At 69.6% G+C, this 14,949-nt stretch carries 7 protein-coding genes; 5 read left to right on the top strand and 2 right to left on the bottom strand.

Features of this window, described 5'->3' with window-relative positions; all coding sequences use genetic code 11:
• Nucleotides 1-27 precede the first annotated feature (27 nt).
• The gene (locus AB0B64_RS08095) at nucleotides 28-6,060 is read right to left on the bottom strand and encodes an RHS repeat-associated core domain-containing protein (RefSeq protein WP_358175591.1); all 6,033 of its coding nucleotides are present in this window, start codon (nucleotides 6,058-6,060) and stop codon (nucleotides 28-30) included.
• 21 nt (nucleotides 6,061-6,081) lie between these two features.
• On the bottom strand, nucleotides 6,082-10,071 hold the full coding sequence (locus AB0B64_RS08090) for a LamG-like jellyroll fold domain-containing protein (RefSeq protein ID WP_358175588.1): 3,990 nt from the start codon (nucleotides 10,069-10,071) through the stop codon (nucleotides 6,082-6,084).
• 551 nt (nucleotides 10,072-10,622) lie between these two features.
• Between AB0B64_RS08090 and AB0B64_RS08085 the strand changes: the two genes are divergently transcribed.
• The 5 genes from AB0B64_RS08085 to AB0B64_RS08065 all read left to right on the top strand — a co-directional run bounded on the left by AB0B64_RS08085 (nucleotide 10,623) and on the right by AB0B64_RS08065 (nucleotide 14,905).
• Nucleotides 10,623-12,131, top strand: coding sequence for a serine/threonine-protein kinase (locus AB0B64_RS08085; protein ID WP_357941403.1), 1,509 nt, complete (start codon nucleotides 10,623-10,625; stop codon nucleotides 12,129-12,131).
• A 179-nt stretch (nucleotides 12,132-12,310) separates the two neighbouring features.
• Entirely contained in the window at nucleotides 12,311-12,535 is a 225-nt protein-coding gene (locus AB0B64_RS08080; RefSeq protein ID WP_225289512.1) for a type II toxin-antitoxin system VapB family antitoxin, read from the top strand.
• Entirely contained in the window at nucleotides 12,532-12,933 is a 402-nt protein-coding gene (locus tag AB0B64_RS08075; RefSeq protein ID WP_357941401.1) for a PIN domain nuclease, read from the top strand. The genes AB0B64_RS08080 and AB0B64_RS08075 overlap by 4 nt, the downstream gene beginning before the upstream one ends.
• A gap of 136 nt (nucleotides 12,934-13,069) precedes the next feature.
• Nucleotides 13,070-13,549 carry an Rrf2 family transcriptional regulator gene (locus AB0B64_RS08070; RefSeq protein ID WP_357941399.1) on the top strand — a complete coding sequence of 160 codons (480 nt, stop codon included), beginning with the start codon at nucleotides 13,070-13,072 and terminating at the stop codon, nucleotides 13,547-13,549.
• A gap of 90 nt (nucleotides 13,550-13,639) precedes the next feature.
• Complete coding sequence (locus AB0B64_RS08065) at nucleotides 13,640-14,905, top strand: MFS transporter (protein WP_358175586.1); 1,266 nt, start codon at nucleotides 13,640-13,642, stop codon at nucleotides 14,903-14,905.
• Nucleotides 14,906-14,949: the final 44 nt, after the last annotated feature.

The following is a 14,949-nucleotide window of genomic DNA, read 5'->3' as shown; positions in this document are numbered from 1 at the left end:
GGATCGGTGATTTCAGCCAGGGATCGTTCAGTAACAAGTGGTCGCGACTGTCACTGCCGCGACGGGACCGACCAGCACGGCGGCAGGACCCGATGCCACGGTGCCCGCAGTGCCTCCGACCACCGCGGCCCAGCAGTTCAGGCCCTTTTTGATGTTCTCCCAGCTGTAGTCCTTGGGGGCCCTCATCGCTATATCCATGTAAGTAGTGGTGCTGACACCGCCCGGATTCTTAATGCTGTGGTTGAGGTAATCGGCCTCGTAGTCGAGAATCCAGGGGTTGTCCCCGAACCCGAGCTTGATGTACTTGCTCTCCTTGGTCGTCATGCCATCGACCTTGGTGACCACGGTCTTCGTGCTCCCCTTGTCCGAATACGTGGTGGTCGTTCCCGTGGGTGCGCCGCCCACATGTCCGCGTGGGCCGCCCGCGCCGTTCCAGTCGTGCTGTGCGGCACGGCTCCGCGCGGCCAGCAGCGCCGGCAGGCTCTCGCAGTAGAGCCGGTCCGCCACGCAGCTGCCGCCGAAGTCCTTCAGATGGGCGATCGACTTCGGCTTCTTCGCCTTCTTCAGTGGCATCCGCACCGGCTTCTTCGCCGGCCTCTTCAGCTTCTTGATCGGCTTCTTCGGCTTCTTCGCCGGAGTGGGCTTGTGGCTCACGGGCGGGTTGTCGCCCTCCAGGTACCTGAGCCCGTCGGGGTCGCTCATCGTGGCCGGATTGTTGTTGCCGTAGGCGTAGGCGTTCATCTGTTGCGGGTCGAGTGGGTCGATGACCGGGTCGACCGAGAGGAACCTGCCCATCGCCGGGTCGTACTCACGGGCACCCAGCCGGGTCAGGCCGGTGTCCGGGTTGATCGTGCCGCCGACGAAGCCGCGGTCGCCTGCGGGCCAGGCGGTGGCCGCGCCGCGTGGGGCGCCGAACAGGTCCAGGCGCCGGGAGGTCGCGGCCAGAGTGGTGGAGTTGATGGCGGTCTGGGAAGTGCCGTGGTGGTCGGCGACCGTCCAGGTGAAACCGTCACCGGTGCGGGTGCCCAGGCCGTCGTAGTAGCGGGTTCCGGTGGTGGAGCCGGTGGCGGTGTTGAGCCGGAGCTCGCCGTCGTCGAGGAACAGCGTCACCGAGCCGGGGTCGCGGCGGATCAACTGGTCTCCGTCCGCGGCGTACAGGTAGGAGGTGGTCTTGCCGTCGGCCGTGATCGACGCCAGGAGGCCCTCGTCGTCCCAGGTCAGGGTCTGTGCGCCGCCGGCCGCCGGCCGCGTGATCGTGTTGCCGGCCGCGTCGTAGGCGTACGCCGCGTTCGTCGAGCCGGTGGTCGTGGCGGTGACCGCGTGGGGCCGGACCACGCCGTCGCCGGCGGTCGGATAGGAGTAGGTCGTCGCCACGTCCGCGGCGCCGCCGAGACCCTTCGCGGTCATGGTGCGCCGGTTGCCGGTCTGGTCGTAGCCGTACTGCTGCCAGTAGGGCGCGGGGCCGCCGACCACGGACGCCGACGGGGTGGTCGCGCAGGTGTCGGTGCCCTGGGCCCAGGCTTCGGTGACGCGGCGCAGGTAGTCCACCGTGAAGCACTGACTGTCCTTCGCCGCGCCCACGGTGCGGTCGGTGATGCGCGTGACGTTGCCCATCGGGTCGTAGCCGTAGGTGAGGTCGTTCACCATGACGCCGTTGGACTTCTCACGTTCGGTGAGGGTCTCGGTGACCCGGCGGGTGCCCTCCTCGTAGTAGGTGGTGCTCCACAGCCGTTGCCCGGCCGGGCCGAGCTCACGCTGGGCGATCTCGGCGAGTTCGTTGTACTCGGTGTCCGTGACGTAGGTCAGGTCGCCGGCCACCGTGTCCGGCCGGCCGAGGTCGTCGTAGCCGTAGGTCAGCGTCTCCTGCGGGAGATCGCCCAGTTTGGGGAGGGTCTTGGTCGCGGGGCTGCCGTCGGCCGCGTACGTCAACGTCGTGGTGTAGGTGCCGGCGAGTTGGTTCTCCGCCGCCGGGATGGTCACCGACGTCGCTTCCGGGCGTCCGGCCGCGTCGTAGCCGGTGACGGCGTTCACATAGCCCTGCCCGTTGACGTACCGGGTCGAGGAGGTCAAGGCGCCCTTGGCCAGCGTGTCGTAGACGGTCTTGGTGAGCAGCGTCCCGGTCGCCGAGGTCAACCGGGTCTCCGCTGCGCGGCCGAGGTCGTCGTACACCGACACGACGGTCTTGCCGCGCGCGTCGGTGGTGGTCAGCAGCTGGTCGGCGTCGTCGTAGGTCATGGTCGAGGGGCCCTTGTCCGGGTCCTCCGCCTTGGTCTTGCGGCCGAGCACGTCGTAGGTGTAGCGCCACACGTTGCCCGCCGGGTCGGTGACCTTGGCCAGGTCGCCGGCCTTGGTGTAGGCGTAGCGGGTCACGTCGTTCGGGCCGCTCAGGGTCCTGCCCTGCCACTGCACCAGCGCGTAGACCTGGTCGCGGGCGTCGGTGTACGTGGTGGTCACGGTCCCGCCCTCGGGCGGGATGACGCTGACCCAGTTGGCGCTGTACGACGTCTCCGTGCGCCATCGCTCGCCCATGGTGCCATCGGGCTTGAGCGTCATGGTGATCTCGGCCCGCTTGCGTTCCGCGCCGTCGTAGGTGGTGACCAGCGCGTTCGGCACGTTGCCGCCCTCCGGCTGGTACAGCGTCGTCCCGGGGGCGTCGGCGTGGTGGTAGGCGGCCCGTTTCACGCTGACGAGGCCGCGCGAGTCGTACAAGGTGTCGGTCAGGATCCGGCCCCCGCCGGGGCTGACGGCCTGGGTCTGCCGGGGGCGGAGGAAGCCGTCGTACAGCGCGTACGTCACGACGCGGTTGCCGTTGGGGCCCAGCGTGCTGGTGAGCACCCAGTTCGGCCCGCCGCTCCGGCGCAGGCCGTACTCATAGCGCGTGTTCGGGGTGTCACCGCCCGCCTCGGTACGGCCCGGCTGGTACACCTTCACCAGCCGGCCGAGCGCGTCGTAGGTCAGCGAGGTGGTCCGCTGGTTGGCGTCCTTCTCCTGGACGGTGCTCCCCCACGCCGGGTCGAGGGTGGTGGTCACCGTGTGGCCGAGCGGGTTGGTCACCTTGGTCTCGGTGGTCAGCCCGTTGACCTCGGTGTACGACGTCGTGGTCAGCCGGAGCAGCGCGTCGCGCGCCTCCTTGACCCGGCCGTAGGAGTCGAACGTGGAGGTGTCGCTCACCCGATAGGCGGGCGTGGATCCGTTGTAGGACTTGGCCTCCTCTGTTTTGGTCACGTCTCCCCGGAGCGGCGCCGTGCCGAACTCCTGCCCGTCGTACGACAGCCGCGTGTCGGAGATGGCGTCGGCCGGGTAGGACGGGTCGGTGCCGCAGGCCACCCCGACCGTCGTGGTCCTGCTCGGCAGCTCCACCAGCATCAAGGCGACATTCTGCGCGTACGTGGTGACGGTGCACCGATCATCGGTGGTCACGGCGACGTCTCCGAGGTCGTTGACCTTGGTGGGGTTGCCGTAGTCGTCGTAGGTGGTCTCCACGCGGGTCACCCGGTAGGTGCCGGTGGTGTAGCGATCGCGGGTCTCTGTCCGGGCGGTCTCCACCTGATTGGCTTGGAGGCTGCCCTGGGTGGCGGTGAGCCGGGTCCACGGGTCGTTGATCGCGCCGGTGACCTCGTTGACGCCGTCGTAGGTGATCTGCTCGCGCAGGAAGCCCTTCAGCGGCTCGGCGTCGGCCAGCGCCACGCCCGCGGAGTCGGTGACGTTGGCCTGCTTGGCGCCGCCGCCGGTGTTGAGCCGGTCACCGTTCATGCCGCGGAAGTACAGGTACTGGGTCTTGGACTCGGGTTTGTTCTCGTCGTTGGCCGGGTCGCCCTTACGGACCGTGACCTTCTGGAACCCGCGCCAGTCCGACCAGGTACGTTGGTTCTCGGGCACCAGCGGGTTGTCGTTGTACGCCCAGGCGCCGCCCCCGACGTAGTCATAGCTGGTCACCATGTCCTTGGTGTCGGTCACCAGATCGTCCTGGACGACCTTGCTCACCACGTACTTCTGGAACCAGTCGTTGACCGGCGTGGTCGCGGGCGGCATCGTCCACCGCTGCGGGAAGCAGCGCTTGATGTTGGTCTCCGCCGCCGTCGGCAGGGCGCCGGTGGCGCAGTCGGGCGGCGCGTAGCTCACGTTGATCGCGCCGCCGGACTCGGAGACGATGCTGGTGATCCGGGGTTTGTTCAGGGCGGGCAGGCCGTCGGCGACGAAGTTGACCCGGTTGGCCATCATCGTGCCGTCGAACGTCACCGCGTCCAGCTTGATCGCCGTACCGGCCAGTCCGGTCTGGGTGACGCTGTTCAGCCACAGCGCCTTGTCGCCGGTGCCGTCGTTGGCCGGCGGATAGGTGTAGGCGAATTCCCACTGGTCGACGCCGCGGTAGTTCCCGCCGCCGGTCGACACCTGGGTGGTCACCTTCGCCAGGCGCTTGGTGGACCAGAACGTCGGCGAGTACCTGTCCGCGCAGGCGATCGACGCGCAGTCGGTGTCCCACGGCACGTCCGGCCAGACGGCGGTGGTGTGGGTGGCGCAGTTCTGGCCGGGCACGCAGCGGTCGGCGGAGTCGAGCACCACCCGGGCCGGCGCCGGGCCGGAGTACTCCTGGCCGGCGCGGGTGCCGTAGTCGATGCGCGCCAGGGTGCCGCCACGGGTGTAGGTGCCCGTGCTCGCGCCGTTGTTCTGGGCGTACCGGTTGCTCTCCTGGTTGTAGAAGTAGCTCATCGAGTCGCCGTGCGCGTCCACGACGTAGTCGAGGTTCCAGCGGTAGGCCTGCTGGCACGCCGAGGCGGCGAACGTGGTCGCCTTGCACGGCTCGTCGGTGTCGTTGCCGTACACCGGCACCGTCCAGGCCGACTGCGTGATCTCGCGCCCCGTCGCCCAGCCGGGCAACCGGTTCAGGCCGAAGAAGTACTGCGTGCCGTCGCTGGTGGTGACCTTCCAGTACTCGCCGTTGTCGTCGCCGTTGGCCTGGGGATCGGCACGGAACAGGTGCTCGACCCGGGTGCCGTCGTCGTCCTCCGGCCGCCACACGCCGTTCTGGTAGACCAGCGGCCCGGACTGCTCGCCGAAGGACAGGGTGGCGTTCTCGGTCTCCCAGCACAGGTCGCCGGTCTTGGTCTGGCCGTTGTTCCCGCCGAGATCCTCCGCGCAGCCCTTGTACGACCGCTCGATGAACCCGGGCGCCAGGTTCCAGCCCTCACCCACCCACGACGGCTGGTTGTTGGTCGCCACGGTGTGCCCGTCCACCGCGCCGGAGGAGTAGGAGAGCGCCAGGGGCGGGTCGAGCTCTCCGGGCACCGGTGGCGTCCGCATCGGGTACGACCAGGCGAAGTCGCCGCTCTGGGTCGAGACCTGCCACTGACTCGACGGGGACAGTGAGGTGGCCTTGTAGTCGCCCTTCGGCCCGTTCGGCGCCGCGGTCAGCGCCAACGTGCCGCCCGCGTCGCCGACCGACACCTCGGCCGACACCGTCGCGGCTTTGAGGTCGTTGCGTACGGCGGTGACCGGTGTCTGATCGCCTGAGGCCGGGGCGAGCCGCAGGCGGGACGCCCAGTCAGCGCCGTACGCGTCCTTGAAGGCCGAATAGTCGACCGTGACCGTCACCGGCCCACGCTCGGCCTTGCCATCCGATCGCTTGATGGACACGAGCAGCCCGGACACGCCGGCCTTGTCGGCGGCGCTCCTGTCGAGCACCTCGACCTTCACCCGCCCCGGCCCAGGCCGCCCCGTGGCCGCCACCCACACGGGCAGCGACCCGGCCCTCGTCTTGGCGGCCGCCGCTGAGCGACCCGACAGTGTGACCTCGGCGGCCCCCGTCTCCGGCCAGTCCGCCTTGGCGGCGGGCCGGCGGCCGGACGCCGCCTCCGGGTCGGGCCGGGCGGCCGGCGGCGCGAAGTCCGCGCCGGGCACGGACTCGACCTTGTCCGGCTCGCTCGGCTTGATCGGCCCTTGGAGGGCCATGACATCCACGACCTGGGCCGGTGTCGCCCCGGCCGGAGTGCTCGCCATGAGCACGACGAACAAGCAGGCCAAGGCCGTGATCGGCCACAGCCGCCATCGGTTACGGCGCATCAGTCGAGATCCCTTTCCGGGTCAGAGTCCAGTGACGGCGAAACCGAGGGAGCGGTCCTGCGTCTGTCCCTCGCACTTGGGATCACGTGAGTCGAACAGGTCGCCCCAGCTCGCCCGGCAGCGGAACAGCTCGACGCCGACGGCGTTCGGCGCCCCGGGCACGGACTGCGGCGCGCTGGTCCAGATGAAACCGAGCCTGCGCACGACCGTCTTGCCCTCACAGGCGGCGTCGGCGGAGGTGAAGGTGTCGGTGCCGTCCTGGCAGCTCATCAACGCCGTGGTACCGGGCAGCTGGGTCATCGACAGGGTCCCCATGTTGCCCTCCGGACGGTAGTTCGCCGACAGCCGGGCGGTATCGCTGGCGTGGTCGTACGGGTAGCCCGTCGTGTTGTGCCTGATCAGGTGGGTGTAGGCGCGCGTGTAGCCGAGCTCGAACTCCTTCGTCTGGCCCTCACACCCGGGGTCCGTGGAGGCGAAATGTCCCACGCCGGGGAACTGGCACCGGTAGACCAGGCGCGTGGGCACACCGGCGGGCGGCGTGATGTAGAAGCGCCCGACGCTGCCGAGGTTGAGGTAGGTGCCGCAGTTGTCCGGGTTGAGGAAGTAGTCCGCCGTCCCGCTACGGCACGAATAGATCACGCGGGTGTTGGGCTCGTCCGCCCCGGCCGGCAGGCCGAGGGAGAACTCGAAGTGCGAACCCGCCGGCACCGGCCCGTCCGTCACGATGTGCGGCCCGGCGAGGTTGACGTACCGGGCGATCTGGCCCCCGTAGAGGCTGCGTCGCTTGGTGACGGGCTGCGCCTTGTCCGCCTTGATCTGGTCGGCGGTACGAACGCCGGTCCACGCGTGCACGTCGTCGACGTCTCCGGCGAACGGTGTCGCCGCCGCGCTGTTCTGCCGGCCCCGGCCGATCTGGAAGGCGCCGGTGGCGTTCACCGTGGCCGTGGCCTTCTTCCAAGCCACCTTCGCGCCGTCGACATAGAGCTGGATCTCCTGGGCCGCCGGGTCGTAGACCCCGGCCAGATGCGTCCACGCTCCGGCCTGCGCGCTCTCGCCCGAATCGGCGCTGAGGGCGGTCAGCTGGGTGTCGGTCGCCGACTGCGGCAGCGCGAACGACCACTTGTGGGTGTCACCGCGATAGCGCAGCTGGAAGCCGCTCCCCTGGCCGGCGTCCTGGCTGAGGACCGTCCGCCACTGATCGTCGGCCGCGTCCAGCCTGGCCCACGCGGTGACGGTGAAACCGGCGTCGGTACGGAGCACCGGCACGCCGGTCGCCAGCGTCTCGGTGCCGCCGCCGAACCGCAGCGCCCCGCTCCCTACCTTGCCGGTGGTCCAGGAGGCGGCGCTGCCCAGGGCGCCGACCCGGTAGCCGCCGGACACCTCCTGCGCCGTCGTGCCCGTCCCGTCGTCGAGCGGCAGGAACAGCTCCTCGGCCGCCGGGCTGCCGGCCAGGTCGTGAATCTCCTCGGTGGCCAGGGTCCGGTCGTAGATGCGCACCTCGTCCAGCGAGCCCGGCCAGTAGTCGACCGGCCCGGCGGCGTATCGGGCCCGGCCCAGCTGCACCGTCCCGCTCGCGCTCCACGGTGTGGTGTGAGCGGCGGGCGCGCCGGCGACGCCGTCCACATAGAGCTTGATCTCCTTGGCGGCGGCGTCGTACTCGCCGACCAGATGGGTCCACCGCCCGGCGACCGCCGGGCCCGCCGATTCCGCGACGTGACGCGCGGCGGCGTCGGCGTCGGAGGCCGGCATCATGAAGTTCCACTTCTTGGTGTTCGGGTTGTACTGCAGGAAGAACCCGCTGATCCGGGTGCCGTCCTGGCTGAGCGCCGTCCGGTAGGCGGTGTCGAGCCGGTCCAGCTTCACCCAGGCCGAGACGCTGAACGTCTTCGCCGTGTCCACGGTGGCGCCGCCCGTGGTCTCCGCGTAAGCGGTGCCGCCGTCCAGCCAGAGCGCGTCACCATGGCGGCCGGTCCGCCAGCGCGCCGCTGCGGAGAGGGTCGCGTCGTGCTGGGCGGGCGACTCGTCGACGGCCTTGGTCTCGACGTACCCGTCGAGCTTCCAGTGTCCCCTCGGCGGCGTGCCCGGCCCGACGATGAAGTGGTAGCGGTACAGCGGCCCCAGGTTGTCCGCGCGGTCGACGCTGCGGGCGTACAGGTCCAATGAGCCGTCCTCCGGCGGTGTGACCAGTATGTTCGCGCTGCCCGAACTGGCGGTGACGGAGGAGAAGGTGTTCTCCTGGCCGTACAGGGAGTACTCGAACCCCTTCACGTCACTGACGCCGTCGGCGCTCAGCGTGAATCCGCCGGTGCGTCCGATGCCGCCGCCTCTGGGGCAGGGGTCGTAGTCCGGTGGCGGGCATTCGGGGTAGGTCACCGAAGTGACCTTCGGCGCCTTGTCCGGGCCCTTTCTGTCGATGGTGACGTCACACCACTGTCCCCACGGCCCGAAGTCGACGCCGTCGGCGCCCCGTACGCGATAGGCCAGATTGGCGCCGTCCGCGGCGTTCGCCGTCGGCACGTCCATGGTGAAGGTGGAGCCGGACGCCTTGTACTCCGTGGCGGCCACCCCGAGCCGCGCGCCGAACCTCGTGTACCACTCGAACTGGGCCTGCACCGGGCCGCCGTCAGGGTCGGAGACGACCGCCGACATCTGCGGCCCGCGCGGTCCCTTGTTGGGGTCGTTGTCGATGTAGGGGTTGATGTACGGCTCGTTCGGCTGCACGGCGCACGCGGTGTTCTCCACCGTCTGGCCGGTCGGCGTGCTGGGGTAGCTGTTGTACGTGATGACCAGGCTGGGGTTGGTGTTGAACTTCTTCCAGGCGTACGCGTCGCCCTCGTTCGCCGCCTTCAGCATGATCGCCGTGAGGCCGTTGTTGTACGTCACCGCCGCGTTGACCGCGGCGGTCGCGTCGAGCCCGACCCAGTTGCCGGGGCAGGCGGAGCTGTAGCCGTAGGCGACGTTGACCGTCCCCAGGCCGATCGGGCCGCCACCGGCGAAGGGCTGGTTGTTCCAGGTCGTCCCCGCGCTGACGGGGTTCGTCCCCCACGCCTCGACCGGCCGGGCCGAGCATGAGGGGGCGTAGTTCTCGAAGGCGTTGAACTCCGCCACCTGAACGTGCTTGCCGACCATGAACGACGCGTCGTACTGGAAGTACGAACGGGCCACCCCGATGCCGTTGCAGCCCGCCCAGTTGCAGTAACCGACCTTGGCCAGGTTCTCCCCGTCCCCGCCCCAATAGGCCTGCGACGGATGGCCGGACAGCACCATGGCGAACCCCGTCTGGCCGGCGGCGAAGTCCGGATCGATGTACATCGGGAACGTCGCCGCCGGATCGGTCAGCAGCTTCTTGTCCGGCCGCAGGACCAGCGTGTCCTTGCCCAGCTCGAGCTCGCCCACGGCCCGCCTGGTGGCCGACGGCGTCGAGTCCCACGTCATCGGCGCGCCGGACCCGAAGACCTGCTTGCCCTTGTCGTCGTAGGCGCCGATGTTCCCGTGCCCGTCGTCGCGTACCGACACGCCCTTCGCCGCCAGGCCGAACGTCAGCTCGGCCAGCTTCGGATTCGCCGCCGCGGCCTTGTCCTTCACCACCAGCACCTCGGTGAAGCCCTGTGCGGTGGCGGTCATGCGCAGATCCACCCCCGGGATGACGTCGGGGTACGTCGCGGAATCGCGGCTCAGCACCGGCTTCGGCAACGGCGCCGGCCAGCGCAGCTCGACCTGTGCCTTGCCCTGCCCGAGTCGTACGAGCGGCTGGTCGCCGCCGCCGGAGAAGACGACGGGAACCGTGGTCGCGCCCGGCTCCACCCCGCCGTCGGCCCGCTGCCGCAGCGCCGTGTCGACCGGCACCCACCCGGAGTCCCGCTTGACGCGGACCGGAATGGTCCGCAGCTCGGCCGTGAACGAGCCGTTCGGGTTGGCGTAGACGTCCCGGCTCTCGGCCTGCTCCGCGGTCACCGCGACCCGCTTACCGGACCGCTTCGCCTCACCGACCGCCCAGGACGCGGAGCCCACCGGATCGTTGACGGTGAAATTTGTTGAACTCGCCGTAACCGCCGACGCGCTCGCGCCAGCCGGTGCCGCCACGGGTAATAAGCCGGCGCATACGGCCGTCAATCCCACGAGCGGAGCACGCAAACATCGCCACACTGTGTCTCCAAAAGGTAATCGGGGGCAGCCTGAAACGGCCCTGTTGAGCTGCCGGTTCGACAGAAGAGGCCGCACGTTTCGGCCAGGCTCAGTGTCAGCCGCCGAAGATCCTTGAGCCAGGGCATACACCGGACATTTGGCGGACTTTGTCCTGCCTCATGCACCAGGTCTGGCCGGGGGCCGTGACATCACTCGCGGTGATCTCAGGACGTACGGGACACGTCGTGTCCCGGTAGCCGCTTTCCGGCTCGGCTGGTGGCTCGGTTGGTGGCCGTGGTTACGTCCAGTCCGGCTCTGATCACCATTCGCTGACGCTCGCGACCCGATCCCTTTACTATCTGATGTGCCCGCGCTGAGCCGGATATCGACAGGAGACGACGGATGGTCGGAAAGTCCGGAACGTCGGCAATGGCACTGTGAGGCGGCTCGCGGGTCGCTACCGGCTGCTGTCGCAGCTCGGCCAGGGCGGCATGGGCACGGTCTGGCGGGCGACGGACGAGCTCCTTCGTCAGGAAGTGGCCATCAAGGAGGTGCGGCTCCCGTCGGACCTCGACGAGGCATCGCGAGCCGAGCTGACCGAACGCACACTCCGTGAGGCGCGCGCCGCGGCGACGCTGCGTTCCCACCCGTCCATCGTCACCGTGCACGATGTGGTCCTCGACGACGACCGGCCGTGGATCGTCATGGAGTTGGTCCGCGGCCGCTCCCTCGACCGGGCCGTACGCGACGACGGCCCGCTGCCGCCGCACCGGGTGGCCGAAATCGGCCTGCGGATGCTCGACGCCCTCACGGCGGCGCACGCGTCGGGCATCCTGCACCGGGACGTCAAACCCGCCAACGTCATGCTCACCGACGACGGACGGGTGCTGCTGACCGACTTCGGCATCGCGACCGTCGCCGGAGACACCGGGCTCACGCAGACGGGGATGCTGACCGGCTCGCCGGGCTACATCGCCCCGGAGCGTCTGCGAGGTGAGGCCGACGGCCCGCTCGCCGACCTGTGGTCGCTCGGCGCCACCCTGTTCACGGCGGTGGAGGGCGGCCCGCCGTTCGCCCGCCCGAACGAGGCCGCGGTGCTGGCCGCGGTGCTGATGCAGGAGCCTGCCCCCTTCCGTCTGGCCGGCCCGCTCGCCCCCGTGCTGGCCGCGATCCTGGACAAGGACCCGGAACGCCGCTGTCCCCCGGACGAGGTGGCCGGGTGGCTGGAGGCCATCTCGCGCGGAGATCCCGCGACGGGCCCGGCTCCGAGACAAGAGCGGACCTTGCCGGGCCGCTCGCCTCAGCGCCCGCCTCGACTCGTCCGACCCCAGGTCCTCGTGGGGGCCGCGCTGGCGGTGGTGCTGACCGTGGCAGCGGGGGTCGTGGTCGTGCCGATCCTGTTTCCGAACATCGTCCGCCTACTCGGCTACGCGCTCACACCCCGGACCACCTACTCCGCGACACCGAGGTTCAGCCCGTCGTCGCCGACGACGGCCACACCGCTGATCACCCGCGACTTCGAGGCATGTGACCTGCTGACCAACGCCCAGACGCGCTCGCTGTTCGGCACTGCGATGAAGCGCCAGTACGTGCTCGACTCTTCCTGCGGCTGGTCCGCGGCGGACGGCACCGGCCTGCGCGTCATGGCGTTCCGTCTGCCCAATGCCTCGGCAGCCGGTCTCTACTACGAGGGCCTGGTCAAGTACATGAAGGACGAACCGAAGCGCAACCCGGGGACCAAGCTCCGCAAAGGGCCGAAGGTCGGCGACGAGGCGTACAGCTATTCCCAACGGCGCACCTGGGGGTTCGCGCCCTACCAAACCCACACCGCCTTCCGCCTGTTGAACGTCTCGGTGGTCATCGACGTCTCTGCCCGGCAGCCCGGTCACGCCACTGCCGATCGAGCGGCCAAGCTCGTCGCGGCGTCCGTCAACAGATATCGGTAGCCCGGTATCCGCACGTCCAGTAGCCGATTCTGTCGACCTGCCGCTTCTCACTCGATCACCACACGTCGACATCCACGCCGATCGCGATGGTCCGCAGGGCGAGCCGTTGCGGCGAACGGCCACAAAAGCCCGCTGCTGATATACTAATTCTGATTCGTATATACAGGCGAGGTGGTGTCATGACCAAGACCCTGATCGACCTCGACGACGAAGCCTTGGCCGAGGCCGCGAAGCTCCTCGGCACCTCGTCCAAGAAGGACACGGTCAACGCCGCCCTACGAGAGATCGTCGACCGACGCAGACGGGCGGCGGCCGTGGCTCGCATGCGCGAGATGGTGGCCGCTGGAGAGATCGACTTCTCCGTCATCGACAAGGGTGACAGCGCGCAACAGGGCGTGGCGTGACGGAGCTCTACCTCATCGACACCAGCGCATTGGTCCGCTTCTACCGCCGCCAGGTCGGGACAGAATGGGACCAGACCGTCTCCGCCGGGCTCGTCGGCATCTGTGAGCCGGTCAGACAGGAGTATCTTCGCGCCGTCGGCGGCCGACCCGCCTTCTATGAGGTCGGCAATCTCCTCCACGAGACCTTTCCGTACTACTTCATCCCCGAATCGGCCTGGAACGAGACCGGCGAGTTGCAGCGCGAACTCGCCGACAAGGGCTGGCACCAATGCGCCTCGCCGGTCGATCTGCTCATGGCGGTAACGGCCCGGCACCACAAGCTCACCGTGCTGCACGCGGACGCCGACTTCGACACCATCTCCCGCCTGACCGGACAGCCGGCGCGCTGGATCAGCTGACCGATCGTCCCCTGTCGCCGCGAAACCGCCCTATATCGCCCTTCGCCGGTTAATTGATCGCGCCCCGGACCCGTTCCGGGACATGCGCCCGCATCCGCGACGAGGCCGGCGAATCGGGACATGTAATATCCCTGATATGTTCATGGGCGAGGGCGTCGAGTGGGGCCTGCACTGCTGTCTGGCACTGGCATGGCTGGAAGAACAGGCTCCCGTGGCCACGAGCCAACTGGCGGAGATCTTCGAACTCCCGCCCGCCTACCTCAAGAAGCGGCTACAGCCGCTGGTCCGGGCGGGCATCCTGGCGTCCACCCCAGGCGCGCGCGGCGGCTACCGCCTGGCCCGTACGCCCGAGCGCATCACGCTCATGGACGTCGTGAGCGCGATCGAAGGGTCGGCCGAGGCGTTCCGCTGCACCGAGATCCGGCAGCGCGGCGCCGGCGCGGAGACCCCGGCCCGGGAGTTCGAGCGTCCATGCGGCATCGCCACCGCGATGCGCCGCGCCGAGCTGGCCTGGCGGCGAGAGCTGGCCGCTCAGACGCTCGCGGACCTCATCGCCGCCAGCCCTGCCGGCGCCCCCCGCCGAGTACAACGCTTCCACCAGCGGCTCGGCAGCTGACGGCTCGGCCCGGTCAATCGGCCGGGCTCTCTTACGACTGACAACACAGCCTGGCCGATCGGCCAGGCTCTCTTACGAAGGAGAATCGGGATGCCAAATGTCTCGATAATGGGCGGCCAAGCCGCCGCACCTACCGATCGTGTCGGCCGGGGCAGGGCGGCCCACCAGCGCCCATTCCGGCAGGGCGGACTGGGCCCGGTCCTGGTCCTGGCCCTGGGCACCTTCTCCGTGGGCACCGACGCCTTCGTCATGGCAGGCTTCCTGCCCAGCACCGCCGCCGACCTCGACATATCCACCGCCACGGCCGGACAGGCCGTCACGGTCTTCGCCGCGGCCTACGCCTTACTGTCCCCGCTCCTGGCCACCGCGACCGCCCGCGCCCCACGCCGCGCGCTCTTGGTCACCGCCCTGCTCATCCTGGGCTTGGCCAACCTCGGCTCCGCCATGGCCCCTGACTTCGCGCTGCTGATGGCCTCCCGGATCGCCGCCGCCGCAGGAGCCGCCGCGTTCACCCCGAACGCGGGCGCCGTCGCCGCCACCCTCGTACACCCGGAACGACGAGCCCGAGCGCTGGCCGTGGTCATCGGCGGGCTGACCATCGCCACCGCACTCGGCGTGCCGCTCGGCGACCTGGCGGGCCACTGGCTGGGCTGGCGCTCCGCCCTCACGCTGGTCGCCGGCCTCTGCCTGATCACCGCGATCGGCGTGGCCCTCCTGCTGCCCACCCTGCCCGCCAACCCGCCGGTCCCGCTACGCACCCGACTGTCCGTCCTGGGCAACCCCGCAGTCCGCGCCATTCTCCCGCTGACCGTGCTCGGCATGGCAGCCGCCTACACGGTGTACGCCTACAGCGTCCCCGCCCTGTACGCCGTCGGGATCAGCCCCTCGGCCACCGTCTGGGTCCTGGCCCTGTACGGGGTGGGCGCCGTCGCCGGCAATCTCACCGCCGGATACGCCACCGACCGCTGGGGCAGCGTCCGCGTCCTGACCACCGGCTACCTGACGATGGCCGCGGGCCTGGGCCTTCTCGGCGCGATGGCCGCCACCCACACCACCTCCCTGGCCATGGTCGGCCTACTCGCCATGGCCTGGGGCGCGGGCAGTTGGTGCCAGACACCGCCGCAACAGCACCGGCTGATCGCCGTCGCCCCCCACGAGGCTCCGCTGGTCGTGGCTCTGAACTCCTCCGCCATCTACGTGGGCATCGGCGCCGGAACCCTCCTCGGCGGACTGACTATCTCCTCGGGCACCACGACCATGTACACCACCGCCACCGCCCTGGCCATCCTCGCCCTGACCTACCTCCTGGCCACCGCCGGCAAAGCTCGGGGGAAGAAATCCGAAGACACCCCCTGACCGGCTTGGTGCTCAGTCTGTGGGCGCTTGGTTCTCGGCGCGCT

The sequence above is a fragment of the Nonomuraea sp. NPDC049129 genome (assembly GCF_040648495.1).
Taxonomy (GTDB): domain Bacteria; phylum Actinomycetota; class Actinomycetes; order Streptosporangiales; family Streptosporangiaceae; genus Nonomuraea.
The sequence above is the reverse complement of the archived record's forward strand: the minus strand, read 5'-3'. Positions and strand labels throughout refer to the sequence as shown.

What these genes read in the sequence shown, in the direction of transcription:
- AB0B64_RS08080 (WP_225289512.1), top strand. Translation starts at nt 12,311, where the DNA reads ATGACCAAGACCCTGATCGACCTCGACGACGAAGCCTTGGCCGAGGCC.
- AB0B64_RS08065 (WP_358175586.1), top strand. Translation starts at nt 13,640, where the DNA reads ATGCCAAATGTCTCGATAATGGGCGGCCAAGCCGCCGCACCTACCGAT.
- AB0B64_RS08095 (WP_358175591.1), bottom strand. Translation starts at nt 6,060, where the DNA reads ATGCGCCGTAACCGATGGCGGCTGTGGCCGATCACGGCCTTGGCCTGC.
- AB0B64_RS08070 (WP_357941399.1), top strand. Translation starts at nt 13,070, where the DNA reads ATGTTCATGGGCGAGGGCGTCGAGTGGGGCCTGCACTGCTGTCTGGCA.